The sequence below is a fragment of the Peptoclostridium litorale DSM 5388 genome (assembly GCF_900141635.1).
GTDB lineage: Bacteria > Bacillota > Clostridia > Peptostreptococcales > Peptostreptococcaceae > Peptoclostridium > Peptoclostridium litorale.
On sequence record NZ_FSRH01000006.1, the window covers coordinates 115,341 to 142,181 of the forward strand.

Consider the following 26,841-nt stretch of genomic DNA (forward strand, 5'->3'; position numbering starts at 1 on the left):
ATTTCATTTATTATTCAGAGACCTTTCTCTGATTTTGGCTTCTATAAAATTCTTCAAAACTTTCCTTCGGCAAAGGTTTGCTGTAGTAATAACCTTGAATAAGGTTACAACCTATACTTTTTAAATATTCTACCTGTTCTTTTGTTTCCGCTCCTTCTGTTATCACCTTCAAATTTAATTTTTTTCCCATTTCCGTTATAATCTCTGCCATCTCTCCGTTATCGTCCTCAGGATAATCTTTTATAAAGATTCTATCAATTTTAAGCTTGTCGATATTTAGTTTTTTCAAATAGCTCAGTGATGAAAACCCTGTTCCAAAATCATCTATAGCTACAGATGTGCCCAAAGACTTAAACATTTTTAATTTTTCATTTATGCTGTCCAAGTCTTCTATCAATAGGCTTTCCGTTATTTCTATTTCAATGTTTTTGGGATTGACCCCATGCTTTTCAATCGATTTTCTCAGCTGGTTCAATACATCGCTATCCTTAAACTGCACCGCTGATATATTAATTGCTATCTTAAAATCGTCACATTGTAAATCTTCAAATAATTTAACATCGCCACACACCCTGTCTATTATCCAATTTCCAATTTCAACTATAAGACCTGTCTTTTCAGCTATTGGAATAAATTTTGCCGGTGATACATAACCCAGTTTTTCATTTTTCCATCTTAATAAGGCCTCTGCACCTACAATTTTTTCTTCGCAGGTTTCAATTTGTGGCTGATAATGAATATCTAGCTCGTTGTTGAAAATCGCCTTGCTTAAAAGCAGTTCCAGTTCACTTTCCTTGCTCAGATGCTCCTTGAATTCCTGCTTGTAGAATTTATAGTTCTCTCCTTTCTCTCCAAGCAGTATCTCCAGAGCTATATTTGCATTTGAAATAAGTTCGTTTGCATTTTCCCCGTCATTAGGATAAACCGCTATGCCGCTTTTAATGTCTAAGCATATCTCTTTTTCATTTAATCTAACAGATCTTTTTGTTCTTTCAACAAATTCATCCATAAAGTCTTTGATCATATGAAGACTCTCTTTTGACTTCAATACTATTACAAATTCACTTGCACTGGTTTGGGCTACAAAATCCTCTTTTTCCATTATACTTTCAATGCTGTTTGTCATTTCCCTGATCAACTGCTTGTAATGACCACTTCCGAATTTTACAATCATTTTATTATAATTCTCAATCGAAAAATATATAATTGCAAACAAATCCTTGTCGCTTTTTATGCTGTTTTCTACGAGCTCGACCAACAGATTCTCATTGGGCAGATTTGTACTTAAGTTATAGTTCTTTAATTTTGAAACATATCTTTCTGTTTCCTTTTCATTCGTTAAATCCTTAAATATTCCGATATAATTTACAGTCCTGCCTTTGGATTTGTTTTTCACTGCAATTATGGTTAGATGCTTGGGATATATTACTCCATTTTTCTTCCTATCCCAAAGGTTTCCTTGCCACAGTCCTTTTTCATTTATTTCTTTCCACATTTTTTTGTAAAAGTCCCGGCTCTGCTTGTCTGATTTGAAATTGCTCGGCTTTAAACCCATGACTTCTTCACGTCTGTATCCTGTATATTTTTCAAATGCCTTGTTCGCATAGAGGATGTTCGTATTGGAATCTGTAATAATCACTGCATCATTAGTGCTGTCTGCAATATCTTTTGTAAGTTTCAATTGATTTTTATCTTTTTTGAAATAGTAAGTCACTATAACAATTACCAGTATAAACAAACCCATCAGTATTAATGAAATAATCCATGTCCTTTTAATATTAAAAACGGATTCTCCATTTATTAGTGGTATATTTGCAAAATCAAACGAGGACACTATTACCCAGTTATTGTCATTATGGCCCCTGCTTATGTTTGATTCAGGGTGAATATGGCTATAGTAGTATATTTCGCTGCCTGACTCAAAAACTCCATTTTCATTTTTTATGATTTCTTGCCATAATTCTTTATTTTCATGCGCCAAGGAAACTCTTTCCCTGCCTTTAAACATAAATCCGAAATTCTTATCCTCCTGTTTATTAAAAAGGTAATATCCCTTGCTATCTGACAGCATCGCCTCCACAATACCCTCTTCATCTTTTGCAAAGTGCTCTTTGAAAACATTTAGAAAATCCTGCCCTTTGTAATTAATCACCAGTACGCCTTTACATTCACCATTTTTAGAATATAAGGGGGTAGCGAATCTTATCATGGGTTCATAAGGAACTTGGACCTTTCCATTTTCAACATTTAAATCCATAGGCGATATATAGACCTGCCCATCATTTAAGCCGCAGGCGTATTTAAAATAGTACCTGTCGCTTTTATCCTGCAGTTCTCCCTTGGGAATCAATACAACTTCCCCGTTGTCATTTTCAGCCCTGACGATCTCCCTGCCTGTTGCATCCAAAAAACGTATTTGATCAATCTCTGTTTTATTTGATAAAAACCTCGAAAACATCTTCTCTAATTCTTTTTCCGTATATTCGTCCGGTTTGCTCGAATATGCTTTCATTTCATTTGAATTTTCCACTACAAATAAGTCATCAATCATATTTTCATAAATGTCTTCAATGACATATTTTATTATGCTTGCCTTTTTCTTTTCTTCTACCATTATTAGCTCTGCAGTCTTTTCAACTTCATTTTCATAAACATAGTTGTAAAAGCTAGTGAGCAGTATAATCACAGGAACAGCAATTGCTATGTACATTTTCAATATATTCTTAAAATCTTTAATTTTATTCTTATCCATCACATGTCCTCCGCCATATTCCTTATAATAAACAATTCTATAACATATACGATATGTTTAACAAATCCAATATGCCTTCACATTAGAATTATACCAGTTTCACAAAACGCGAAACAGAATACACCATACTTACTGACTCTGTTGAATATAATGTTCAAATTCATCCTTACTATATATTTCAGCTATATAATTCCAATTGATTATAATCGAAAATGCGCATGCGGGCCGGAATGTCCGGTTCGCATGCGCATTTTTTCTCCATTTATTAATATGCATTTATACTACAACTCTGTAATTCCGACGTTCTCTCATGTATTATTAACGCTTTAATACCTCATTCCATTGCTCTCTTTCCACGCTGTCACCGCTTGTATCTCTTATTGTAACAGGGCTTTTGAATTCGTCTATCATCGCTCTGGCCTTTTCCGCCATTTTAAGGACATGCCCATTCTTAGTCGTCGTAGTCCCTCTTATTTGCTCGTTTAAAGCCGCATCGTTGATAAGGATAGTTATGTCACGGCCCTCGTATTTTTCAAGCTCTTTGAGCAAATCCATAAGTGCAACAAGCCCTACAACCGCTGGTTTCTTGTACTCCTTAAATATGCTCTCCCTGCAAACCTGATCCTCATTTTCATATATGCTATATCTGATTTCTATGTCCTCGCCCTCGAAACAACTTGAAATTCCTGCTAAATAAGCTGTAATCATATTACTCCTCCATTCAATTATCCATACTTCTTCTGTGCACTGCGCACCTTCTGATTATATCACACTTATTATGCTGTGACTGCAAAATCAGTTCTATGCATTAGCGTTCCTATATGTTTTGAACAAAATAAATTGCTCACCTTTTCATTCTCCTAAACGCCTTTCTTGTCGGGTACAGCATGTCCAGAGCAACAAGCATTCCCTTTATGTTTCTCTTGAACGATGGGTTTATGGGCTCCGAGAGAACCTGCGGCCACATTTTCTCCATAAGCCTTTTGTAGAGGCTGCAGCTGTACTTGTTCCTGTATGAAGGCCTTACCGATAGCAGTATCGCCATAAGGCTCCTGCAGCTAAAAGGCGTATATTCCTCTATTGCAATATCAGTCTCGCTCCTTTGCGAAGCCTCCCATCCAAGCCACTCCTCCCAGCAGAAGAGTGAGAACGGATCCACATTCATGTCCTGCGAAAACCCCATGTTGTTTTCTATCCATTTGCCGCTAGTTCTTTTCACATATTCGTTATTGTAGTATTCATCCCTTCCGCCGTATGCTACGCATGTGCTGTAAAATTCATCCCTGTACTTTTTGGTGTTTCCCCTGTAGCTTCTTATTACTTCGCTCACATGGCTCGACACGTTGACCTTTTCTGGAAACTTCTTGAAAAACACGTTGTATATCCCGGCAAGGTTGTCTTCCTTGAAGTACGCCGTATTTGCCCGGAATATTTCAGCAAACCTTTCGTCCACATGTTCGGGAGCTTCAATCACATGAAACTCCACTCCCAGCTTTCCAAGCAGCTTTCGCGGTATCTCTATGTCCATGTGTGAATATTCCATGTGCGGGAATTTTATGACGTAGTACATCACCTTGTCACAGATTTCCCTCGAGGCTGCAAGCAGTATCCTACTGTCCCAGCCAGCTGTCACAGGAATCAGCAGCTCCCCTCGCAGGGCCGCCGCCTTCAAAAACCCCTTCAGCATTTCCGATGCGGTGTCTACAGCATATTCAATCCCAACTCTTTCAAGGGGCTTTAAAGGCCAGTACCTCTTAACAGCCCCGGTTTCCATGCTTATATAGTGGTTGGGCTTGAGGCTTTTAGTGGCCTTGTATATCGTATCTTCTCCAACCCACTGCTTCTTGAAATCCAAAAAAATATCAGAATGGTAGAGCTCCTGTATGCCTATGTCGGTATTCTCTGCGACATCCAAAAAGCTTGCCAGTATTGGCAGCTGCGCTGCGCACGAAACCCCGTGCTCTCCAATGTGGTAATATACCTCCCGCTGCCCGCCAGCATCATGGAACATATTGCACTCATTCTCGTCCTCATACATTAAGGCAAACCTTCCGCCTATATCATATGTCGATTCCACAAAATCCATGAAACTATTGCTCTGCGCCAGCATCCGCCTTATAATGTCGCCATTGCCCTGCTGAGGCCTTTTCCAGTCTAGCATATATCCAAGGAGCATCACCCTTTTCCCTTGCTCCTCTTCAACTGTGACTTCAAGATCGGGATGGACATAAAGCATTTTTTGCCCAAAGCACACATTGTATCTTTTCCAGCCCAACAGCCCTTCTATTTTTTTAGCAGTCATAAGGAACTGCTTCCTGAATACAAGTTTGTCGTAGTCGCTATTATCCATGGCTTCCTCCCATGAGTATCTTAAATTTTCAGCACTTTATGATTTTTATCAAATGACATTTTAATATATTATATATTTACCTGTTTACATGCACCTCAACCAAAATGTAATCAGACTGCGAGCCTTAGCGATTTAATATACGGCAAGTCAAAATTCCACATGTTTGTGTTTAACTTTCTATGACAGGGTAATAATTATCCAAGGAGAATTAGGCATTGAAAATATGAATATAAATATCGGCATTGAGACGAAAGGATGGCATAGAATGAAAAAGGTTGTAGTGTATGGAATGAATATACTTAGCAAGATGCTCTACTACGACTCACTGGGCAATGAGAATTTTGAGATCGCCTGCTTTGCTGTTGATGCAGACCATATGCGTGGAAGAAGTCAAATGCTGGGACTGCCCCTTGTATGTATGGATGAAATTCAAGTACTTTACCCTCCCGACAAATATGACATGGTGGCCCTTTTCGACGGCTACGACTGCATTAGGGACAGGGAGAAAAAGTACCTGGATGCAAAAAACAAGGGATATACCCTGAGAAACTACATAAGCTCAAAGGCCGACGCGCCTCCCAATATCTCCATGGGCGACAACAACATAGTAATAGGCCAGTCTCACATTGGAATTGAAGGTGTCATGGGAAACAACAACCTCATAAGGCAAAACGTATACCTAGGGCATGGCTTCAAACTTGGAGACAACAACGTCATCACCGCAGGCTGCTCAATAGGCGGCGATTGTGAGTTTAAAAACAACTGCTACATAGGCCTCGGAAGCACAATAGTGAACAACACAAGAATTGAAGAGGAGACTCTTGTAGGTGCCGGCTGCGTCGTAATAAGGAACACAGAGCCGTATTCTAAAAACGTTGGAAACCCGGGCCGCATAATAGCATATCACAAAGAGGAAGGGATGGTGATGAGCGTACATGAATAGTAAATTCGTTGTCAATTTCACGCCTACGGGCATGCTGCCTCAAAAGAGCCAAACTCCCCACGTGCCCATATACTGCCGCGAAATCATAGCGGATGTGAAAAAAGCCTGTCAAATAGGCATAACATCGGTACACCTTCATGTAAGAGACCAGATCACGCACAAACCGTGCTACAAGAAGGAGACATACAAAGAGATAATAAGCGGCATAAGGGAATTCGCTCCCGATCTGGTAATATGCGTTTCAACCAGCGGACGCAGCTTCAATGAATTTGAGAAAAGAGCCGATGTCCTGCAGCTTGATGGCGATTTAAGGCCTGACATGGCAAGCCTTACGCTCAGCTCTCTAAACTTCAACACTCAGGCAAGCATAAACGAACCTCCAATGATAATCCGCCTTGCTCAGGAGATGCTGCATCGAGGCATAAAGCCCGAACTTGAAGCCTTCGACGCTGGTATGATCAACTACGCCAAATACATTATGAAAAAGAATTTGATCAAACCGCCGTATTATTTCAATCTCATAATTGGAAACATAGCATGCGCCCAGGCCGACCTGGCCCATGTGGGCCTTATGGTCAGAGACCTTCCCGAGCAGTCGGTGTTTTCAATAGGCGGGATAGGCGGCTTCCAGCTTCCCATGAACTCTCTTGCAATTTCAATGGGATACGGAGTGAGGGTGGGGCTCGAAGACAACATATGGTACGACAGCTCAAGGACAAGGCTCGCCTCTAACATCGACCTTGTACAAAGAGTGCATTCTATCGGAAAGGCCAACGGCAGGCAGGTCATGACGCCAGCTGAGCTTCGCTCCCATTTAGGTCTAAAGAGGGGATTTGGGGAGTATGGCGACCAAGGCAGTTTAGATGTGGGGGATTTTTGCAAAATTCTTGTTAAATAAGTGATGACATCGCACTTTGCCTGCGCGATGTCATCACTTTTATTATTTCTTCACATGCCAGAGGTATTTCATACCCTTTTAATATGCCCTTTTTATCAGTCAAACCGACTTTTCCAATATATTTTGGGGTATAATGACAATTATAGCCTTTCTACTTTTTATTACATAAAATAAACAAATTTGAACCGGAGGGATATTATGGAATTTTAAAAAACAAGCTATAGTGAAATACATACACCGCTGAAAACTTATGGCCTGATCCTTTTTAACGGACATATTTCATCAAGTGAATTGACTGAGTTTATTATCCACTTAGAGGTCCAATAGACTATGAAACGCTTATTTCTGTATATCACCTTTTACATTATTATTCTAATGACGGGATGCACAAAAGTGAATATATATAATGCCCACGACGGGACTCTTGATTTGTCAGGCCAAACTTTCGATGACAACACGGTATATAAGATGCGCGGAGAATGGAAGATAGCATGGAACCAGTTTCTCGACCCAGTCAAGGACCTCCAGAAAATAAAAGACCTTGATACCTGCGTCGTTGTACCTCATACTTGGTCTAGGCTTCAGCTTGATGATACTTCCATTGGAAATCAGGGATTTGGAACGCTGGTGCTAGATATAGATACGGGGATAGAGCCTGTATCACTAGCCGTTAAAAGCACATACATAACATCCGCATTCGACATGTATGCCAATGGCACACTCATTGCGTCAAACGGCAATATAGGCGAGACCCCCAACAGCGTGAGGGCCATGTGGCATCCTGTGGTGGGAACAATAGGCGAGAATAACGGGAAAATTCAGTTGGTTATTCACTTTTCAAATTTCAACCACAGGCGCTTCGTCATAAAAGACTTCTATATCGGCAGTGAATCCGCCATTTCAAATCATAAAAACAACAGGCTTGCCATGGACCTGATAGCATTTGGCAGTATTTTCATAATGGGGCTCTATCATTTTATGATTTACATTCTCAGGCGCCGCGACAGCGCTTCTTTGTTTTTCAGCCTGCTGTGCTTCTCTTATGCCGGACGAACCCTGATGGTTGGCGACCGCTTTGTATATGAAATATTTCCGGATATTCCATGGGAATTGTTTATGAAACTTGCTTATATTACATTTTACATAACTGCCGTTTCAATTGTGCTTTTCGTACAGCGCACGTTTTCTACATTCAATCATACATACGTCAAAAAACTTATGGTGGCAAGTACTTCCATCGCAGTAGTTTCCACAGTAATTCTTCCTCACGTGTATTCGACATATTACTTGTGCCTTTTGAACTTGTGCTGCTAACCTGTTTTGTTTACCTTCTCGTTGTCATTGTCAAAGCGGCAAGGCTTAAGGAGGCCGACATCGCACTTTACAGGGCAAAGCAGAGCGGCAATAACCAGGTGTTTTATTCCAATGCCAATGCATGCACATAAATGCACTCCATCCTCAATACATATTGTTTCAATTAGTTCTTCACACATACAAACAGGGGATGGATTCATTTTTTTATTCATGAATCCATCCCCTGTTTGTATGTGTGAAGAATTGCATAGCCGTTTTGTTAAACGCTCTATGTCCATCGATATTGCACATATGTCCTGCTCCAGCTATAATGTGAAGTCTTGAATTACTGTCCTTTTCCACATATCCCTTCGCCTTTGAAATGAACAGATGGTCTTCACTTCCGAATATATAGAGTTTCTTGATGGCGTCATTTTTAACCTCTCTATTGGCATAAAATTTCTGATTCCTAATTATCAAATTATACCAGTCCATAAAATCATTCCTTTTCATTTTCTTAGCTTCCCTCACAAAAAGCCTTCTGGACTCCTTGTGATTTTTATTTGGCATCATAATTAAAGCAAACAAATTATAAAGCGTGGAGTGCGGCATAATGTGTTTGAATATGTTTCCAATTTTCAGCAGCATGCTGTTAATGAAATTGATCTGTTTTGCAGCAGCTCCATATACAATTGATTTTATCCGGTGGGGATAGTACTCATAAATAAGGTCCACCATGACATTCCCAAGGCACATTCCTACAAAATGAGCGGACTGTATGTTTTCTTGGTCCATAACCGCCAAAATATCCTTTGGAATATCTCTTATTGTCAGGCCGCCTATGCCCTTGTCCGATTTGCCGTGCCCGTGCAAATCAACAAGCAGAAGGTTGAATCTCTTCTGCATGTCCTTTATTTGCTTATAGTAGGTTATAGAGCTTCCACCCAGCGGATGTATAAATACAATCCAGTCTTTATTTCCATTATCCTTCTTTCTGTAATATAGCAACTGCTTCCCTCCACATCCGTTGATACAAAAATCAAAATAAAAATAATTATCATCAATATTAGCACAGCTCTAAAGTAGAAATCAACCGAAATCAAATGATATTTTTACATGTTCATTTCGATTTTCATGTTAATATTTAGACCCTATTTGGTATATATTATATATACAATATACAATAATTTTCAAATCTACTTCATCGGAGGTGCTAATATGGATATCCGTCAAAATTCATTGTGGCGTATACTTATCACAGTTCTCGCTATTATTATATTCTACCTATTATCTTCATGCTAGCAGACAATCAATGCAGAGAAAAACAATAAGAAATGGGTTATATTTTCACTCTGATGGATAAATTTTTCTTTGTCCCGCTTTAGGTTTCTGACCGTTTCTTCTACGTCCGGAAAAGTTTTGTCAATGTCCCTAATGTCGTCGCTGCTAAAGTCAAAAATAGATGGGCTTGTATGTGTTCGCCTTCAAGTGAAAATTCAAAAAAAGCAAGTTCATCCAAATGCCTTTTGATTATATTTTCTATGTCGTCTTCCATGCGGTTGAACAACAGAATAAAGTTTCCTTTCCCTGAATGGCATAGGTCTGCCTTACCTGAAAACAAACGCTTTAAAATTCTGCTATATTGTTTTATTATTGAGTCCAAAACCTGTTCTCCATGCTCGGCTTCGATTCCGCCTGAGTTCTCTAGCTTTATTAGAAGCATGTTTGCACCCGAGTTTGGGTCGTTTGCTTTGGCGTTTAGTTTCTTGATAATATACTTCCTTGTGCTAAGGCCAGTCACAGAATCTTCTTCATAAATCTTTTTTAAGAATATTTGGCGTTTTTCTCCTCGCTCAAATGAGCTTTTCTATATTAACTGGATCTAAATAAGTGCGTTCTCAAGCCCGCCTGATGCGACAAACAAAATGCTGCTCGGCGAGTTGTCAATCATTTCAATCATCGCTTCATATTCCATAGGCATGCCAATGATGTTCAAGTCTGCATTATTTTCGTGCAGGCAATCCTTAAAATCTCCGGAAAATATTCTCACTTTAGTGTTTGCCGGAAGCCTGGCCTCTTCAATAAAATCCATCATGTCTTTGACCGTCTGCTTTTTAATATTCTCATCGTCAACCACTCTGCACAAATTGAGTTCCGCTCCGAAATTTCTTGAAAATTGAAGCGCGCACAAACTTGCCAAATCGTTATTAGGGCTCTGATCCCTTAGCCAGAGGTTGATTCTCCTTTCAAGCCCCAATCCGTATTTCGAATGCATCCATAAGCACCCAACAGATATTTTAAGCGGTCTTACAGACTTAAGAATGCCTTTGAGCTTTTCTCTTTTTTCTTCCTCATCACTGACGGTGAAAAGAATAATATTCGGCGGCAAGAAAGTACTGTTCAAGCACTGCATAGCCGGCAGGAGAATGGACTCGAAACTTGGTGAAGTAACAGTGGTCTTCTGGGTGAAAATCTGAAGCTCCTGCAGCGGTTTTAAAACCTCGTCAATTTGCTTTTCGTTTTCAGCCGGTATTCCTTCACCGGAAGTCAGGTAATAAATCCTACCTGACGGATAAACTAGATTTTGAATGAATCTTGAAACTCGTTTAAAATCTTCCGGCTTTTCAACTGGTATTGCCACAGACGGTTTCCATAGCCTTGGATGGTAGGGAATGGATGCTGATTTTTGAGCTGCCCATTCCGCTATAGAAACAAATACTCCACCTCTGACATCCCCCCACGGAGAAGTCAAGTTGCGCTTTTTGAGGACAGAATAAATTATAGCAATAGTTACAAATGTTACAGCTGTAAATACTATATTAATAAGTACCATGACAGACAAGCAGCCTAACGCTCCAAAAATCGGCACAAATATTGTCATTTTCATACTTGGCCTATAACTTATAATTCCAGTAACCTGTTCAAGAAAAACCACTAAATTAATCATCCCATAAGTTGTTAGAAAAAACATTGTTAATAGTTCAGCCAAGCTATTAAGATTGCCCGCTAGTATTACAATCAATGAAATTGCCGACGAGACAAAAATTGCAAAAATCGGCTCTCCTTTTTCATTTTGTCTGGCAATTATTTTTCCAAAAGGAACTACTCTATTTTCAGCAAGTGCCAAAAGCGTTCTAGGCGCGCTCACTAAAGTCGACAATGCTGAAGATAACACAGCTCCCATAACTCCTGCTATCACAAAAATCTTTATGCTGGAAAGCTTGAAAATGATAGACATGTCAGATATCAGAATTTCCTGTGTAGCTTGATGGGCAAACCAGTAAGCTACAAATATATAAACGGCAAGTCCCGTAAATATGGCTGCTAATGTGCCTTTAATAATACTCTCCCTTGGATTCTCCAAATCACCAGACATCGTCGCACCTGTAAGGACACCCGTTACAGCAGGGAAAAAAATTGCAAATGTGGTCCAAAAACTGCCGTTTTGAAGCGCTCTGCTCATAATAATTCCTTCGCTGTTTAAATTGGGGCCGGTAAGAAATGATACCAGTGATAATGCGACTGCCGCAAGAATTCCATATTGCAATCTAAATGCCAGTTTAGCGCTTGCTAATGAAATACCCGACAAAACAAGCCACGTTATTACGCCAACCGCTGTAATTGAATGGTTTGAAAAAAAAGAAACCCATAACTCGCTGAATCCAGTAATATAAAATGCAATTGAAATTGCTTGAGATATGTACAAAGGCAGGCCAATAGCACCTCCCATCTCATGACCTAAAGATCGGGTGATAATTGCATACGCTCCTCCTGATCCTATTCTAATATTTGTCAGCATGGATGACATTGACAATGCTGTTGAAATCGTAATTGCATGTGCCAGAGCAATAATTATAATTGTCCCTACTAATCCAACATTTCCAACAACCCATCCTAGTCTTAAATACAAAACAACTCCCAAAATTGTTAGAAGCGTTGGAGTATAAACCCCCTCAAAAGTCTTTAATCCAATTTTATTCGACATATTCAACTCTCCGTTTTTATTAATTAGTATTTTGCCTATTACAGTTTTTTATTATAATGCAGTGTTTGAATGTGAAAATGAGTAATAGGTCCGCATTTTATCTTATATATACCTCGATTTTACTATGCCAAATATTTTTAGCAAGTAATTTTTAGCATTCAGAAATTTATTTTTACAAAACGCTGTTTCCGATTTTAGCAATCCCTTTTAGCATTCTGATCTTGTGGCATGTTCAAAAAGAAAGGCACAGAGTTTCTTAACCTTAATTTTGGTAAGAAACTCTGTGCCTTTCTTTTTATATCCACAATTTAACACGTCTTGCTTCGCCTTTTATCTCTCATAAAAAATATCATCAGCGAAGATATCACTACTGCAATTATAGAAACCTCTATGGCATGTCTCATTGCTTCCATGTATGCATCTTTTTGTATTATTCCCAGTATAGTGCTCAGGTTGTCCCCAACCATACTGTTAAAAGGCGTTATCTGCTCCGCCTTGTAGGCGTATCCAAAATTCAGCTGGTTTTGAATCAGCGTTGTCATAATGGTTATGCTTAGAGCTCCAGAAATCTGCCTTATTGTGTTCGACAAGGCCGATGCCCTGCTCACCAGAATCGCAGGCACCGCATTCATTCCCGCCGTGCTTATAGGCATCATGGCCAACCCCAGCCCTATTCCCCTTATGCTCAAAAGCCACGTTATGGAGTCAGCGCTGGCGTCCATGTTTATCTTGCCTACCAGAAGATATGACGCTATCCCGAGCAATGCCATACCTGGAAGCACCACGGGCTTTGCCCCTATCCTGTCAAACAGCGCTCCGCTCACCGGCATCATAAATCCCACTGCAATGGCTGAAGGAAACAGAATCAGCCCGGTTTCCATGGGAGTGTACCCCCTCAGGTTTTGAAGAAACAGCGGAAGCACATAAGTCCCCCCCATGAGGGCAAATGTAAGTACGCAGGAAATCCCCTGGCTTAATGAAAACTCAGGTATTTTTAGCACTCGCAGGTCTAAAAGAGGGTTTTCATGCGTAAGCTCATTGACTACGAAAAACACTAGTGACAGTATCCCCGTAGTCATCAATATTGCGTTTTTAGGATCAGACCAGTCTATGGTCGATCCTTCTCCTAAAACATATAAAATCGCCACTATCCCCAGAGCTGACGACAAAAATCCAAGGTAGTCAAAATTCTTTATCTTTTTCACAGGCGAGTCCTTCAGGAGAATCCACGCCAAAACCACCCCTACTATTCCTATCGGTACATTTATATCGAAGCCGCTATTATGCACAGCAGCCCTATAAGTATCTGTTTTCTCTTTTCCTTCATAGATTTATATCTCTCCTATTTCTTCAGTCCTATTTCGGCAAACAATCCCGGTTTTATGCTCTTGTTATCTGAAATTACTGCTATTTCTACATTCGTTCCATTGCCACTTTCATCCAGACTCGGGCCTATCAGTGTAACAACACCTTCGCAGGCTTCATTTGAAATATCAGGGATTTTCACAATGACCTCGTCTCCCTCTTTAATTTTGCCCAATAGAGTCCCTCTATTTTCAGACTTCCTACTCCTTGTATAGTAAACAGCTTAATTCCCGGGCTTGCCAATTCACCAGCCTCCACGTAGCTGCCGACAATTGTCCCTTCATAAGGTGCGGCAATTACGCCATTGTCCACCTGCGCCTTTACGCTTTCCAATACGGCTTGTGCTTGTGCCACTTGCAACTGTGCAATTTTCAAGTTTTCACCGGATTCGCCCCTCAGCAGTTCCACCTGAGCACTAGCCGATGTTTCCTGGGACACTGCAGCTTGAAGTTGGACCTCCACGGCTTCCAGCTGTTGCTTTGAGAGTGCCCCTGATTTATACAATTCGTTATTTCTATAATAGTTTGCCTCTGCTATTTCCTTCGACTTCTTTGCATTGTCCAGCGCCGCCTGTGCCTGGACTTTTTGCTCCGGTCTCGCCCCTGTTTTCATCTTTTCGTAGTTTGCCTGCGCCAAAGCGACTCCTGCCTGCGCCTGAGCCAGCTGGGCATACAGTTCTGCAGTCTCAAGCCTTAAAAGCGGCGTGCCTTTCTCTACTGTATCACCTTCCTTTACAAAGACTTTCGCCACTTTTCCTGAAATCTTTGTGGATATGTCCGAGTCCGCTGTTGAACTTACCCTCCCAGCCATTATGTATGCAGGCTTGCCCTCTTCTTTTTTGTATTCTGCTTTCGGATACTCATTTGCGGTACAGCCTGTAAACAGCAATATGGCGCTCATTCCCAACATCAAAATTCTCCCGTTTCCTATCATTCTTTTCTACCTCTATTCTTGACTTTTTTCTTCTAAAGCTTTTTCCAGCTCTTCCAGTCTTTCGCTTAGCTCCTCCCACCACTTTTCAGATGAAAGCTCTTTCGAATTTTCAAATACCTCCTTCGATATTTCCCGGGCTGCTTTAGCTTTTTCAATAACTGCCCTGCCCGGCTTTACAAGCACAATCCTTCTGTCATTTTCGTCCCTGACTCTCTCTACATATCCCTTTTCTACCAACCTGTCGACAACGCCTGTAAGCGTGCTGGCCGGAATGCCTATTTCCTTTGCCAAGTCCGTAGCCTTATAGGGCTGTGTTTTTACCATTATAATAATCATTATCTCGGTTTTTGAGAAGTTGTCTTTCCCCATGGCATCTACCATTTTTTTCATCATGTTTTTACGAATATTGAAAATCTGTCTTATTGCCCTGCTCCTTACATCCAAATCCCTTTCATCTATACTGTTCATAGCGGCCTCCTTTTTATTTCGAAACCGAATTATTCGATTTCATAATATATTCTATATGCCGAAAATACGATTGTCAACATCTTCAAAAATAAAACCCGAGAATGCCGCATGGAATGCATAAAACATTGAACTTAAAGCATACCGTTTATGTCAAAAAACGGAGGCGTTCCTTTCCCAATGCTTACAGATGCCGGCGTAAGGCTTGGAACCCTTTATGGAATATATGACAACGAGGCAGGCGTCGATACAAGAGGACGCTTTCTTATAGACCCCGATGGCATAGTCCAGGGATTTGGAGTTCTCACACCTCCTGAAGGTAGAAGATGCGTTTACAAAATAAATGCATCCTGAAAATAAAGTTTTGCATCAATTCCTTTCAAGTTCCTTCATTCTGAATTTTGCTATTTTCAAGTCTTTCATGATATCTATCCTTAATCTGTTTTTTTTTATTTCAATTTCGGTGATAGATAAATAAAACGGGGGAAGATTCATGGTTTTACCCATGATTCTTCCCCCGATTGTTCTATCTACTTTTCAGTTTTTATTCCCATTCCTTAGTCTATTTATCTTACAAAACTTTAAATTGATATCTTGTTATTGTTAATTTATCCCAATGTTTTATTTTTAATTTTCAATTTTCCGTGCCTATCTGTAACTGTTGCTTCTGACAAAAAATATTTCATCTTAATTTGCATATCCGATAGACAAGCTAATGTTTATTACATCTTTTGTTCGATTTCAATAACACATTCGCTTTTAATCTTTTCAACCAGGGATTGCAGTGCATCTATAACATGTGATCTGATGTCGCCGCCTATCAGAACATACATTATGTCATCGCCAACCTCAAGCTGACCTTCATTAAGCCAAACCCTGACATGGAATATACCTTCCTTCTTATAGGTTTCAGCAACCGCCGCATCAACTTTTACTGCATCATACGCAAATTCCATCCCTTTTACCAAAGAACCGTCATCAAGTCCTTGACGGACCTTGGCTTTTGGCGTTTGGCGCACAACACCATTATGGACTAAAAACATTCCTTCCTGCAAAGCCATTGGATCCGCTTTTGCTTCTTTGAGCCATTCATCGATAGATGGTGATGTTTTTTTCATTTTTTCATTTACCATAACCCGATACACTCCTTATCTAATAAAGTAATTGCCTTTTGTTTGCAACAAAATTCCACGAAGATCAATTCCATCCTAACACAATATTTAAAATCATTATATCATCTTCCCTCTTCAAGCTCTCTCTTTTTCTATTCTCTTTTTCTATTTAAGCTTCTCTATTTCCAAGGTTTCAATGGATTTCTGTTCTTAATCCCTAATCCCATTCCCCTTAAATCTCGAAAGAAAAAAGGGGGAAGATTCATGGTTTTACCCAGGATTCTTCCCCCGATTGTTCTATTTATTTTTCAAGTTTTCTTTTAAGCGAAACTACCGTCTCGCAGTGAGGAGTATGAGGAAACATGTCAACAGGCATGACCTTTTCAATCACGTATCCCGCCTCCCGGAAGTCCTGAAGGTTTTCAACAAGGCTCTTAGGATTGCATGAAACGTACACAAGCTCCTTCGCCCCGAATGATATTATGTCTGAAACCGCCTTTGGCATCACTCCCGATCTTGGCGGGTCTATAACTATAGTGTCGGGCTTTTCTTCAATCTCAGAGACCTTTTGCGAAACGTCTCCCGCTATGAATGTGCAGTTTTCTATTCCGTTAAGCCCTGTGTTTTCATTTGCGGCGTCAACCGCCTCTTCTATAAGCTCTATTCCTATTATCTTCTTGGCGTTCCTGGAAAGTATCTGGCCTATCGTCCCGGTTCCGCTGTAAAGGTCGAATATAGTCTTTCCGTCAGACTCTCCCGCAAACTCCCTTGTGACAGAGTAGAGCTCTTCAGCTCCCTTTGTATTCGTCTGGAAGAACGAGAAAGGAGATATCTTGAATCTAAGCCCAAGAACTTCCTCGAATATGTGGTCCCTTCCGTGAAGAACCCTCAGTTCGTCGCACTTGACCGCGTCCGCTAGGTTGTCGTTTAAAGTATGAAGAATGCTTACAATCTCACTTTCAAGTTCAAGCGAAAGCAGCATTTCCTTGTAATTTGCAAGGTCAATGTCCATCTGCGAAGACGTAACAAGGTTTACCATGAGCTCCCCTGTGTGGACTCCCCTTCTCACCACGAAATGCCTCAAGTACCCCTCGTGGTTTTTCTTGTTGTAGTGAGGAATCCCTTTTCCCTTGAAGTATTCAAGCGTAAGCGAAAGTATCTTGTTGAAATCGTCATGGACTATCTTGCAGTGGTCGACAGTCACTATGTCGAACGATCTGCCCTTTTTGTGCATTCCAAGCATTGTAGGGCCGTCCTTTTCGCAGTCTCCGAATGTATATTCCATTTTGTTCCTATATCCGTATTCTACCGGACTTCCCTTTATAGGAAGCTTTTCAAACCCTTTAAGCCCCGCCTTTTCAAACAGCTCATAGACCATATCCTCCTTAAGCTTTAACTGCTCCTTGTAAGGCACAGAAAGGTACATGCATCCTCCACACATTCCAAAGTGAGGACAAACCTGCGCCGTTTCAATAGGCGACTTTTCAACCACTTCGATTATGTTAGCCTGGGCCTTGTTTTTCCTGCTTTTTTTAACCCTTGCCTTTACGCTTTGGCCTGTTATTCCGCCCTTCATTTCCACCTTTTTGTCTTCAACAAACGAGTATGACTTTCCGCCAAACTCCATTCCCTCTATCTTGATTTCCAAAACTTCTTTTTTTCTCACTTAAAATTTTCCTCCCAAACCGTGAATATGCCGCCATTACGGCGGCAATTGCACTTTGTCTTATTTTATTAATTAATTATATGAAACTCTTTTTGATTATTTCCCGTATCTCTTCAAGACCTGTCTTGCCCTTGCTCTCCAAAAAGTCTATCAGCTTTTGAACGCTGGTGTTCATTATGTTTTCCTCAGGTATTCCAACGACTTCAAGCAGCTTTCCCGCACTTTCGAAGTTTCCAACGTCAAAGGCTATGTGGCAGTCGCTTCCAAGCACTACCATGTTCCCGTTTTCCTTGGCAAGCCTTGCTATGTGCGAGCAGTTTTCCTTGCTCCCATCTCTTGAAACGCTGAACGAGCTGTTGTTTATCTCTATCAGCACGTTGTGCTCCTTTGCCGCCTTTACAACTTTTTCGCTGTCTATCGGAAAAAGCGGGTTTCCTATGTGTCCCACTATGTCCACATGCTTGTTCTCCATGGCCTTTATGAGGGCGTTTGTGTTTTGCTCCATTGTTCCCGGGTTTATGCACACGTGGTGAAGGCTCGCTATTACAATGTCAAGCTCTGCAAGGTCCGCATCCCTCATGTCGAGCTCTCCTTCGTAGTCCATTATGTTTACCTCTACACCCCTTAGCACTATCACCCCGTCTATTACCCTCGGTATGACCCTTTGGTTTTTTATGTGGTATAGATGCGGCGCGCCGGGCATCTCAGGCCCGTGATCAGTCAGCGCAAAAAGATCTATTCCGTTGTTTTTTGCCTCTCTGGCAATGTCGTGGACAGTGCTGTATGAGTGGCCGCTTGCTATTGTGTGGCAGTGAACGTCCAAAACAAATTTCATATTATACGCCTACCTTTCCTCCAGCATTAAAAGCTCCTCGTCTGTAAGCTCCCTGTACTCTCCAAGCTCAAGTGCATTGTCGAGTCTCAGCTCTCCCATTGAAAGCCTTTTAAGATATGTTACCTTTTTGCCAACTGCTTCAAACATCCTCTTTACCTGGTGGAATTTACCCTCGACTATTGTAAGCTCTATCTCCGAGCATTCTCCGCTTTGGAGTATCTCAAGCTCTGCCGGCAGAGTGTTGTATCCGTCGTCAAGCTGTACTCCTGTCTTGAAAGCCTCTATGTCCTCTTTTGTCACCCTGCCGTCTATCTTGGCGTAGTACCTCTTCTTTACGTGCTTTTTAGGCGATAGCACCCTGTGCGCAAGCGCCCCGTCATTCGTAAGCACTAAAAGGCCTTCCGTATCCTTGTCAAGCCTTCCTACGGGAAACGGCTTGAACGCAAGGTATACAGGGTCTATCAGTTCAAGAACTGTCCTGTCCCGGTTGTCCTCAGTGGCGCTTATATACCCGTCAGGCTTGTTTAGCATTATATACACGAATTCCCTGTAGCTTACCTTTTCGCCGTCAAACTCCACGACATCCGAGTCGGTATCCACATGCCTTGAATTGCTTTTTTCAACACTCCCGTTGACTTTCACAAGTCCCCTTTTGAGGGCTTCCTTTATGTCCCTTCTGCTTCCGTATCCTATGTTCGAAAGCATCTTGTCTAGTCTCATTTTGTTGGCCATTAAAAATGCTCCCCGTTTTCATAGTACCTGTTTTTTTCAAAAAGAGTGAATGCAAGGTCCATGTCTCGCACCCCGAGCCCTTCCCTTATTGAATCTGTTATTATTCTCGCAACATCGTCCTGAACCTCCTGGCCCCTGTCAAACCAGGCAACCTCAACAAACGGATATGGCTGCTCTAAGACTCCGTTTGTAACCTTCACGGAGTTTACGCACTCTATTTCAAAATAATCTCTCGGGCACTTCACCTTTTCCACAAGCCTGTCTATCATGTCCTGGCTTACTTTGCACATGTCCTCCGGCTTTATTCCCCTTACTATTATCTGCGGCATATCTCTACCTCCCATCATTCCGCTCCTTTTGCAACTACTATTATACTTTATATTCAGGCTGGTTTACAAGAAGGCTTGCAAAGTGAAATATTAAACCATTTTAATAGTATGCAAAATACACTCAATGATATATAATATATTAGGGAAACAGTTAAATGTTGTGTTATATTTGGAGTTTATACAGTAAATAAAATTTAAACTCGTGTTTATGCCCACTCTATATATCCCCTTTGCATGGGTATAAATTACAAGTAGGAATTACATATAAAATATCAAGGAGGTCGTACAATGCCATTAGTTAACACAAGAGAAATGTTCAAGAAGGCATATGAAGGAAAATACGCCATAGGAGCATTCAACGTAAACAACATGGAGATAATACAGGGAATAGTTGACGCAGCAGCTGAGGAAAAGTCCGGACTTATACTTCAGGTTTCTGCAGGAGCCAGAAAATATGCAAACCCTATATACCTTAGAAAGCTTGTCGAGGCTGCAATCGAGGACAAGGACATTGATATAGCACTTCACCTTGACCATGGCGAAAGCTTCGAGATATGCAAGCAGTGCATAGACGACGGGTTCACTTCTGTAATGTTCGACGGATCTGCCCTTTCTTTCGAGGAGAATATAAGGATAACTAAGCAGGTTGTAGAATACGCACACGCAAGAAACGTGACTGTCGAAGCAGAGCTTGGAAAGCTTGCAGGCGTTGAAGACGACGTTAACGTGAAAGCCGAGGACGCTACATACACAGACCCTGCCCAGGCGGTTGAATTCGTTGAAAGAACTGGGGTTGACTCTCTTGCAATAGCTATAGGCACAAGCCACGGAGCATACAAGTTCAAGGGGGAGCCACAGCTTGACTTCGAAAGACTTGAAAAGATAAGCAGCCTTCTTCCAGGATATCCTCTAGTTCTTCACGGAGCATCTTCTGTTATGCAGGAGTATGTTCAAATGTGCAACGAATACGGCGGAAGCATACCTGGTGCAAAGGGAGTCCCAGAGGAAATGCTTGCAAGGGCTGCAAAGCTTGGAGTTTGCAAGATAAACGTGGACACTGACCTTAGACTTGCAATGACTGCCGCAGTTAGAAAGTTCCTTATAGAAAACCCTTCTGTTTTCGACCCAAGAAAATACCTTGGACCTGCAAGAGATGCCATAAAGGAAGTTGTTCAGCACAAGATAAAAGACGTATTCGGTTCTTCAGACAGCATATAATACATTCTTATAGAAACATAAAAATGGAGCAGACGGGAAATTCTCATCTGCTCCATTTTTTATGCTCTCTCCTCTTATAAAGGATCACTTCTGTCGAAACTACAATTATTATAATGTATAGCCCCCTGTAAAACAAATCCCCCACTCCAAACGTTGAAGGCATTGCCCTGAGTTCCCCATTCAAAAGCCTGGCCGCAGAAAATGTGATTATGAAAACCAAAAATGCATGCCCTTTTCCAAATGACTTCCTGAATATTGAAATCGCCAGTGCAGTGCATATTACAGCGGCTGCCATTTCGTAAATCTGTGTGGGATGGACGGTTGGAGAACCCATCATTACAAACAGGTCTTTCAGCTCCTTTATCTCCTGCGGCTTGCAGTAGTAGCGAAATGCTGGGCTTTCCCGCGGAAAGCTCACCCCCCAGGCCATTTCGGTCTGTTTCCCAAAGCAGCACCCGTTTAAAAAGCAGCCCATCCTCATAAGTGCTATTCCCATTCCAAGCGGCAGCACTGAAATGTCGGCCATTTCCCAAGGCGGCAGATTCATTTTTCTGGACATCAATAACCCGCCTATTGAGGCTGCAATTATTCCCCCCATGAGCGAAAATCCCGCCGCCTTCATCTGGAATGCTTTCGACATGTCGTATGCGTAAAATTTCCAGTTTGTGAGTACGTTCATAATCCTTGCGCCCACTATAAAAAGCATAGCAACTGCAATAAAGAATTTAAAAACTTTTGCAGCAGGCAAATTTCTCCTATTTGCAATGATAATGAAGATTAATGCCGCCGCCAAAACCCCCAATGCGAAAAAAAACGAATATGCCCTTATTGTAATGTGACTATTCCATATCTGCCGCTCAAACAGCATAGGCCTCATATGCATCCCTCCAAAAAGCCTGCACGGAAAAGATATCCGTGCAGGCTTTAACACTTCCAAGCTATCTGTCCTATGAAATTAATATGCTCTCTGCTATTTTACTGCAAACCAGGTTCCCTTTATTACCATTTCTTTTTCTTCCGGAACCGTTATTTGCCATGTTCCCTCTGCAGCTATTTTATCGCCTCTCTTTGAGAAATCACCCATAAACAGCACGTCCCCGTCTTCCTCACTACTATGCTCAGCCCTTATTGTTCCATCCTTATAGACTGCGTTCATTGGGAGTTCATCCCCTTCTGTAATTACATTCATTGTCCCCTGGCCGTTTTCATCAAGAGTTATTGTCATTGTTCCCATGGTTGGAGTTCTTTTAATTTCTGCAAGCGCCTCTTCTATTACCTGCTCTATATCCACACCTTCAAGATCGCACCCTTGCGCTTCAAGCTCTTCCGGTGTAAACTCCGGAAGAATAAATTCAGTTATATAAAGAGTGCATGTGTTCCAATCCCCGACAATATCACTCATCTGCGGCATAATCTTTAGTCCGTATATTTCTTCCACTTTTGCGGTGTATTTTTTCCATCTTTCCTGAGCCTGTTCATCTGCAAACCAATCTAGTGAAATAATCTTCAGCTCTTCAAGTGAGACTTTTTCTTTGCTGTGCATGCTTCCGTCAACGAATTCTTCTCGTCCAGTATCCCTTAGGACTTTTTGCGAAAAGGCTACTAGCTGGTCAAGCCTTTGCTCAAGTTCATGGGATTCGCCCCAACCAAGCTGGCCTTTTTCAATAAAGCCTGCATCCTTGTACATTCCAAGCACCATTTTGATTTGATCTTCATTCTTTTGTATAGACTCTTCCGAATTAAGCCTCTGTTCGAATTGGCTCTGCAGGTCCGGTTTTACAAGTGCCCTTATGTCCTCTTTTTGTTCGTCTGCAAGAGTTCCCGTAAAATCTCCAAAGCCTATGCCAAATTCGGCTTTTTCCTGGGCTTTTATCTCCTGAAGCTCAAGCTGCCTTGCAGCGCCTTTCATCTGCTTCCAAACCTCTTCAAAATCCCCTTTTTTAACATTATATCCCCATTCGCCGCTTGCTCCGTTTTTATAGGCGTTATACGCGCCCTTGACCTCTTCATTTTTCCAGAGTGAAACCCACTTTGCTATCTGGGCTGGATCCTCTGTTTCGCCATACTGCTCCTGCAGCCATGATTCAATCGCCTTGTCTGATGCATACATCATTATCATTCCGTCCAAAGTAACCTTTGCCTTTCCAAATATGCTTACATGATATGTTTTAAATGTCAAAGTCTTTTTATCCAAATCCACATGAGGCTTTATGGGCTGCCAGTTTCCTCCATCGTGGTATATTGCATATGCGTCACCTTTTTTAAGCCCTTGTATTTCATCGTCTTCAAGCTTCATTGTTATTACAGCAGGCTTGTTGAGTCTTTGAGTGCCGCTGTCCGCAACTATTTCTATGGGACTTCCCAGTGGTGTCATCACCTCGCTGGCATAGTCCGGCACGCCTTCAGGCGTCTTTAGAGTGACTTCTGTTGCTTTATCGAAAGCTCCAGCATCAAGCACCACTTCAGTCTTGTCTTTTTCAAGGTCTCCCATTTTGACCTTTTCCTGGTCCGACTTTACCGTTATGGGCTCTTCTATTAGCATCTCGTATTCCCATGGGGATGCTGCGCATGCTGTAAAAACCATAATGGCAATCAGTGTAAATATGAATAACTCTCTTGTTTTTCTAGACATTATTACCACTCCCTTCGATTCAATATGCGGATTGTCGCTTTTAAGCACATTGGCATACTGGATTCGTATGCTTAAGCCGGCACGCGTCTGCCTCCCAATTACTTTTCCAGCCCTTCGAAATATAACCCGTTTTTAAATTTTTTTTTAACATTCCTCATTTTTTTTATACCCACTCTGGATTTTTTATTTCAAAAAATAAAAAAAGAACCTTTTCACAAGTAAAAGATTCCTTTTTATGCACTATATTGCATACTTCTTAGTTTTAATTGAAATACTTTGACGAGCCTTCAAGCTGCCTCTTTGCAACTACCCTTGTAAGGTCGACAAGCTGCTTTCTTGGTATGTCCTTGAACGATATTATAAAAACGAATTTAACGTCAGTAAAGTTTTCATCAAGGTCATAGACCTGTGCATGCACCTTTATGCCGTCAAACTTGTATTCATCCCTTAGCTCCTGCTCCACATCTTCGCTTATGTCTTTGACATAATTTGTTATGTCCTCAAAGAAAACCTGAAGGTATTCCTCGTCAATCCCAAGCTCTTCGTAAAACTCCTCTTCAATGTCTTCAAAATTGAAAACCCTGTGGTCAAGCTTGCAGTCAAAGACCATTATGTTCTTTTGGGTTATTGAGCTCGATATGTCGTTTACATATTCAAAATCGGCATTTATTTTAAGGTCGTGTTCAACCTCTACGCTGTTAAGCACTTTTTGACCCTTTTTGTTGACAAAAGTGACTTCTATCATCTATATCCTCCTAAAATTCAACTGTTTGCTAGTGTATTGACCACGCTTTTTATCTCTTCCCAGCTGTGCACCCTTATTATATTCTCCATATCGACACCTCTATTGTAATTGGTGTCCACAAGCAGCACATTTATCCCTTCGCCTGCAAGCTGCATGGCGTTTTGGGGATTGTCCTCGAGAAACACGTCGCATTCCAGTTCTTTTGCTGCATCCACCTTGTAGTGACTTCCAAGTGAGTATACCTTCACAGGCGGAAGGGAGTTGCTCTCCATCCACTCGATTGTGGTATCCTCCATTTCCTTGTATCTCGCAGTTACGAAATATACGTTGTGCTTTTTATAAAACTCCCAAAGTATGTCGTGCGCATCCTTTTGAACCGTGGCGTCAAGATGCATCTGCCTCCCGTTGGTCTTATAAAACTCAACCATCTCGTCCCTCGATACATTATACACTAAATCAAGCCTGTAGTGCATAAAATCCTCCGGCATAACCTCTTTTTCGAAGTAAGTGTTGAAATGACCGAGATAACAGTAAGGGTCGGTTACAGTTCCATCTATGTCCACGCATATGTTGAGTTTTTTCATGACCTTTCCCCTCTCCCTATATTATTATTGTATACTTAATGTCAAAAATCAACAATATTTTAAATTGCATTTTTTAAAAACCAACAATGATGGTTATAAAGTCCCGCCGTTAATACACAAGCTTGTCGATAATAGGGTCCACTTTGAACATCCTCTTGAGGCTGTTGTAGCTTTCAAGGTTCTGCTCGCCATCTTCTTTTTTTATGGCCCTTATCATGAGGTTTTTAGGCGTGTCAAGGGGAGATATATACTCTATGGCTGAAACGTCGTACCCGTATCCTTCAAGCAGCGCCGACCTGAGGCCGTCAGTCAGAAGGTCAGCAAATCTCGCCTTGAAAACACCGTGCTTTAGAACCGGCGCCATTTCCTCGAACGAGTACTGGTCCAAAAGCTCCTTGTGGCAGCAGGGAACCGCTACTATGGCATCGGCCTTTGCCCTTATCCCAAGGGCTATCGCCATGTCAGTTGCTATGTCGCAGGCATGAAGGCTCATAACAATGTCTGCGTGAACCTCTGGCTCGTATGACGCAAGGTCCTCGTTTACAAATTCCATGTTGTTGTATCCAAGGCTTTTGGCCATTTTCCTTGAAGAGTCTATAACGCCTTGTGCATTGTCTATCCCTATGAAGTGGCAGTTTTTCTTCAGTACGTCCTTTATATAGTAGTTCAAAACGAAGCTCAGGTATGATTTTCCGCATGCGCAGTCTACAACTGTAATGCTGTCCTTATGCATCATGTCCTTTATTATTCCGTCCACAAGCTCCACGAAATGGTCTATCTGGTTGTACTTTCTTATCTTGTCGTTTTTAAGCTTGCCATCAGCGGTCAGTATGCCTATTTCCTTTAAAAGCTTTGATGCCGGGCCCACCTTTATGAGGTACTCCCTGTTTTTAAGCTGGGATGTGTTGTATTTTTCAAATGCCGGCTCCTTCTGGTCTATGTTGTCGGCATATTTTATGTTCACGCCCTTGTTGTCGGCATCTATCATTATTATTGTTCCCCTCTCTACATATTCTATTGTAAGAGAGTCGTACTCCGCAGCTTCCTTTACTATGAGGCTGCATATGCCGTCAAAATCCAGGCTGTCCTTTCTTCCCTTGTATCTGAGCTGGTATTCTTCCTTCTTGTATACAACCTGGGCTGGAAAGTCCTTTCTTCCCGACTTGAAATTTATGTTCATTCCCATGAAGAAATTCTCGTTTTCAATGTTTCTCTGCTTTAGTCCTGTTACAAGGAATTCAAGCTTTGTAAGGTTTTGTTTTTTCATTTAAAATTATTCTCCTTTTATATAAATCCATTTTGATATGCATTTAATCATTTTATTTTTACAGGCATAAATCCTGTGTAGTCGCACGATGCAAATATATACTCAACCCCGTTTCGCTCTCCCCTCAGCGCCCCCTTGAAAGCCTCTTTGCCGTGGAGATGGCCGTACACCACCTTTTTTACGCCGTATTTTTCATACAGCCTTGTAAAATCAGAACCTTCCAGCTTGTCGTTCGTGGGAGGGTAGTGTGTTGCGACTATTATGTCCTCATGTCCCTTTTTAAGAGCGCTTTCTATGGAAAGTCTGAGCCTGTGTATCTCCCTTTTGTATATCCGCTCGTCCTTTTCCCCAAAATAGTAGTCGTTTGGGCAAAGCCAGCCCCTGCTTCCGCATACCGCCCAGCCGTCGTATTCGAAGTGGTTGTTTTGTATGAAATCCATGTTTTCAAACAACTTGTTGAGCCTTCCTATTGCGCTCCACCAGTAGTCATGGTTCCCCCTTACAAGTATCTTTCTTCCCGGCAATGCGCTTATGTCTTCAAGATCAGGCATGGCCTCGTCCATGTCTATTGCCCAGGAAATATCACCTGCGACTATGACAGTGTCTTCTTCGGATACTGTATTTTTCCAGTTTTCAATAGTCCTTTCCCTATGGTTTTCCCAGTCAGGACCGAATATGTCCATTGGCTTGTCCACGGCCTTTCCAAAATGTAAATCCCCTATAGCGTAAAGCGCCAT

Annotated in this window: 27 protein-coding genes and 1 pseudogene; 5 read left to right on the plus strand and 23 right to left on the minus strand. The window is 41.4% G+C overall.

The genetic code is table 11. The annotated features are described in order from the left end of the window. Positions 1-10: 10 nt before the first annotated feature. The 3 genes from BUQ87_RS07290 to BUQ87_RS07300 all read right to left on the minus strand — a co-directional run bounded on the left by BUQ87_RS07290 (position 11) and on the right by BUQ87_RS07300 (position 5,102). Entirely contained in the window at positions 11-2,752 is a 2,742-nt protein-coding gene (locus BUQ87_RS07290) for a bifunctional diguanylate cyclase/phosphodiesterase (protein WP_038264031.1), read from the minus strand. A gap of 318 nt (positions 2,753-3,070) precedes the next feature. Next, positions 3,071-3,460, minus strand: coding sequence for a hypothetical protein (locus BUQ87_RS07295; protein WP_038264033.1), 390 nt, complete (start codon positions 3,458-3,460; stop codon positions 3,071-3,073). Positions 3,461-3,596: 136 nt separating this feature from the next. Continuing rightward, complete coding sequence (locus BUQ87_RS07300; RefSeq protein WP_038264035.1) at positions 3,597-5,102, minus strand: asparagine synthetase B family protein; 1,506 nt, start codon at positions 5,100-5,102, stop codon at positions 3,597-3,599. 265 nt (positions 5,103-5,367) lie between these two features. On the opposite strand from BUQ87_RS07300, the gene BUQ87_RS07305 reads away from it, so the two are divergent. The 3 genes from BUQ87_RS07305 (at position 5,368) to BUQ87_RS07315 (ending at position 8,257) form a co-directional block, all read left to right on the plus strand. Next, a complete protein-coding gene (locus BUQ87_RS07305; protein ID WP_038264037.1) occupies positions 5,368-6,045 on the plus strand; it encodes an LbetaH domain-containing protein in 678 nt (225 codons plus the stop codon). Further along, a complete protein-coding gene (locus tag BUQ87_RS07310; RefSeq protein WP_052636066.1) occupies positions 6,038-6,943 on the plus strand; it encodes a beta-keto acid cleavage family enzyme in 906 nt (301 codons plus the stop codon). The genes BUQ87_RS07305 and BUQ87_RS07310 overlap by 8 nt, the downstream gene beginning before the upstream one ends. 393 nt (positions 6,944-7,336) lie before the next feature. Next, positions 7,337-8,257 carry a 7TM-DISM domain-containing protein gene (locus tag BUQ87_RS07315; protein ID WP_038264040.1) on the plus strand — a complete coding sequence of 307 codons (921 nt, stop codon included), beginning with the start codon at positions 7,337-7,339 and terminating at the stop codon, positions 8,255-8,257. On the opposite strand, the gene BUQ87_RS07320 is transcribed toward BUQ87_RS07315, so the two are convergent. The 8 genes from BUQ87_RS07320 to BUQ87_RS07355 all read right to left on the minus strand — a co-directional run bounded on the left by BUQ87_RS07320 (position 8,254) and on the right by BUQ87_RS07355 (position 14,987). Further along, positions 8,254-8,469: a hypothetical protein gene (locus BUQ87_RS07320; protein WP_038264043.1), complete on the minus strand. Its 216-nt coding sequence runs from the start codon at positions 8,467-8,469 to the stop codon at positions 8,254-8,256. The genes BUQ87_RS07315 and BUQ87_RS07320 overlap by 4 nt on opposite strands. Next, positions 8,462-9,244 carry an alpha/beta fold hydrolase gene (locus BUQ87_RS07325; protein ID WP_052636067.1) on the minus strand — a complete coding sequence of 261 codons (783 nt, stop codon included), beginning with the start codon at positions 9,242-9,244 and terminating at the stop codon, positions 8,462-8,464. Before BUQ87_RS07325 ends, BUQ87_RS07320 begins: the two co-directional genes overlap by 8 nt. Positions 9,245-9,638: 394 nt before the next feature. Continuing rightward, the gene (locus tag BUQ87_RS07330) at positions 9,639-10,037 is read right to left on the minus strand and encodes a diguanylate cyclase domain-containing protein (RefSeq protein WP_038264045.1); all 399 of its coding nucleotides are present in this window, start codon (positions 10,035-10,037) and stop codon (positions 9,639-9,641) included. 81 nt (positions 10,038-10,118) lie between these two features. Beyond that, the gene (locus BUQ87_RS07335; RefSeq protein WP_038264047.1) at positions 10,119-12,221 is read right to left on the minus strand and encodes an amino acid permease; all 2,103 of its coding nucleotides are present in this window, start codon (positions 12,219-12,221) and stop codon (positions 10,119-10,121) included. 308 nt (positions 12,222-12,529) lie between these two features. Beyond that, the gene (locus BUQ87_RS07340; RefSeq protein ID WP_052636068.1) at positions 12,530-13,510 is read right to left on the minus strand and encodes a DHA2 family efflux MFS transporter permease subunit; all 981 of its coding nucleotides are present in this window, start codon (positions 13,508-13,510) and stop codon (positions 12,530-12,532) included. A 53-nt stretch (positions 13,511-13,563) separates the two neighbouring features. Further along, entirely contained in the window at positions 13,564-13,761 is a 198-nt protein-coding gene (locus BUQ87_RS07345; RefSeq protein ID WP_038264050.1) for an HlyD family efflux transporter periplasmic adaptor subunit, read from the minus strand. Next, positions 13,725-14,519 carry an efflux RND transporter periplasmic adaptor subunit gene (locus tag BUQ87_RS07350; protein ID WP_038264052.1) on the minus strand — a complete coding sequence of 265 codons (795 nt, stop codon included), beginning with the start codon at positions 14,517-14,519 and terminating at the stop codon, positions 13,725-13,727. Before BUQ87_RS07350 ends, BUQ87_RS07345 begins: the two co-directional genes overlap by 37 nt. Positions 14,520-14,531: 12 nt before the next feature. Then, the gene (locus BUQ87_RS07355; RefSeq protein WP_052636069.1) at positions 14,532-14,987 is read right to left on the minus strand and encodes a MarR family winged helix-turn-helix transcriptional regulator; all 456 of its coding nucleotides are present in this window, start codon (positions 14,985-14,987) and stop codon (positions 14,532-14,534) included. A gap of 156 nt (positions 14,988-15,143) precedes the next feature. On the opposite strand from BUQ87_RS07355, the pseudogene BUQ87_RS07360 reads away from it, so the two are divergent. Continuing rightward, positions 15,144-15,308, plus strand: a pseudogene (locus BUQ87_RS07360) (redoxin domain-containing protein); the annotation flags it as partial. Positions 15,309-15,353: 45 nt separating this feature from the next. On the opposite strand, the gene BUQ87_RS15165 reads toward BUQ87_RS07360, so the two are convergent. The 6 genes from BUQ87_RS15165 to BUQ87_RS07385 form a co-directional block, all read right to left on the minus strand. Continuing rightward, the gene (locus BUQ87_RS15165; RefSeq protein WP_159434286.1) at positions 15,354-15,491 is read right to left on the minus strand and encodes a hypothetical protein; all 138 of its coding nucleotides are present in this window, start codon (positions 15,489-15,491) and stop codon (positions 15,354-15,356) included. A 215-nt stretch (positions 15,492-15,706) separates the two neighbouring features. Further along, complete coding sequence (locus BUQ87_RS07365) at positions 15,707-16,117, minus strand: molybdenum cofactor biosynthesis protein MoaE (RefSeq protein ID WP_038264056.1); 411 nt, start codon at positions 16,115-16,117, stop codon at positions 15,707-15,709. 280 nt (positions 16,118-16,397) lie between these two features. After that, positions 16,398-17,762, minus strand: coding sequence for a 23S rRNA (uracil(1939)-C(5))-methyltransferase RlmD (gene rlmD / locus BUQ87_RS07370; protein WP_038264059.1), 1,365 nt, complete (start codon positions 17,760-17,762; stop codon positions 16,398-16,400). Between the two features lie 76 nt (positions 17,763-17,838). Then, a complete protein-coding gene (locus tag BUQ87_RS07375) occupies positions 17,839-18,597 on the minus strand; it encodes a phosphatase (protein ID WP_038264062.1) in 759 nt (252 codons plus the stop codon). A 9-nt stretch (positions 18,598-18,606) separates the two neighbouring features. After that, complete coding sequence (locus BUQ87_RS07380) at positions 18,607-19,329, minus strand: pseudouridine synthase (protein WP_038264064.1); 723 nt, start codon at positions 19,327-19,329, stop codon at positions 18,607-18,609. Then, the gene (locus BUQ87_RS07385; protein ID WP_038264067.1) at positions 19,329-19,658 is read right to left on the minus strand and encodes a DUF1904 domain-containing protein; all 330 of its coding nucleotides are present in this window, start codon (positions 19,656-19,658) and stop codon (positions 19,329-19,331) included. Before BUQ87_RS07385 ends, BUQ87_RS07380 begins: the two co-directional genes overlap by 1 nt. A 288-nt stretch (positions 19,659-19,946) precedes the next feature. On the opposite strand from BUQ87_RS07385, the gene fba reads away from it, so the two are divergent. Further along, positions 19,947-20,876, plus strand: coding sequence for a class II fructose-1,6-bisphosphate aldolase (fba, locus tag BUQ87_RS07390; RefSeq protein WP_038264070.1), 930 nt, complete (start codon positions 19,947-19,949; stop codon positions 20,874-20,876). A 43-nt stretch (positions 20,877-20,919) separates the two neighbouring features. Here fba and BUQ87_RS07395 read toward each other — a convergent pair whose 3' ends face one another. From BUQ87_RS07395 to BUQ87_RS07420, 6 genes are all read right to left on the minus strand, one after another. Then, complete coding sequence (locus BUQ87_RS07395) at positions 20,920-21,759, minus strand: prolipoprotein diacylglyceryl transferase (RefSeq protein WP_083603799.1); 840 nt, start codon at positions 21,757-21,759, stop codon at positions 20,920-20,922. Between the two features lie 87 nt (positions 21,760-21,846). Beyond that, positions 21,847-23,508 carry a hypothetical protein gene (locus tag BUQ87_RS07400; RefSeq protein ID WP_038264075.1) on the minus strand — a complete coding sequence of 554 codons (1,662 nt, stop codon included), beginning with the start codon at positions 23,506-23,508 and terminating at the stop codon, positions 21,847-21,849. A gap of 262 nt (positions 23,509-23,770) precedes the next feature. Next, complete coding sequence (locus BUQ87_RS07405; RefSeq protein ID WP_038264076.1) at positions 23,771-24,253, minus strand: hypothetical protein; 483 nt, start codon at positions 24,251-24,253, stop codon at positions 23,771-23,773. Positions 24,254-24,270: 17 nt separating this feature from the next. Beyond that, positions 24,271-24,837 (minus strand): 5' nucleotidase, NT5C type, encoded by a 567-nt coding sequence (locus BUQ87_RS07410; protein ID WP_038264079.1) that lies wholly within the window; start codon positions 24,835-24,837, stop codon positions 24,271-24,273. Between the two features lie 109 nt (positions 24,838-24,946). Continuing rightward, the gene (locus BUQ87_RS07415; RefSeq protein WP_038264081.1) at positions 24,947-26,104 is read right to left on the minus strand and encodes a class I SAM-dependent methyltransferase; all 1,158 of its coding nucleotides are present in this window, start codon (positions 26,102-26,104) and stop codon (positions 24,947-24,949) included. Between the two features lie 47 nt (positions 26,105-26,151). Further along, a complete protein-coding gene (locus BUQ87_RS07420) occupies positions 26,152-26,841 on the minus strand; it encodes a metallophosphoesterase (RefSeq protein WP_038264084.1) in 690 nt (229 codons plus the stop codon).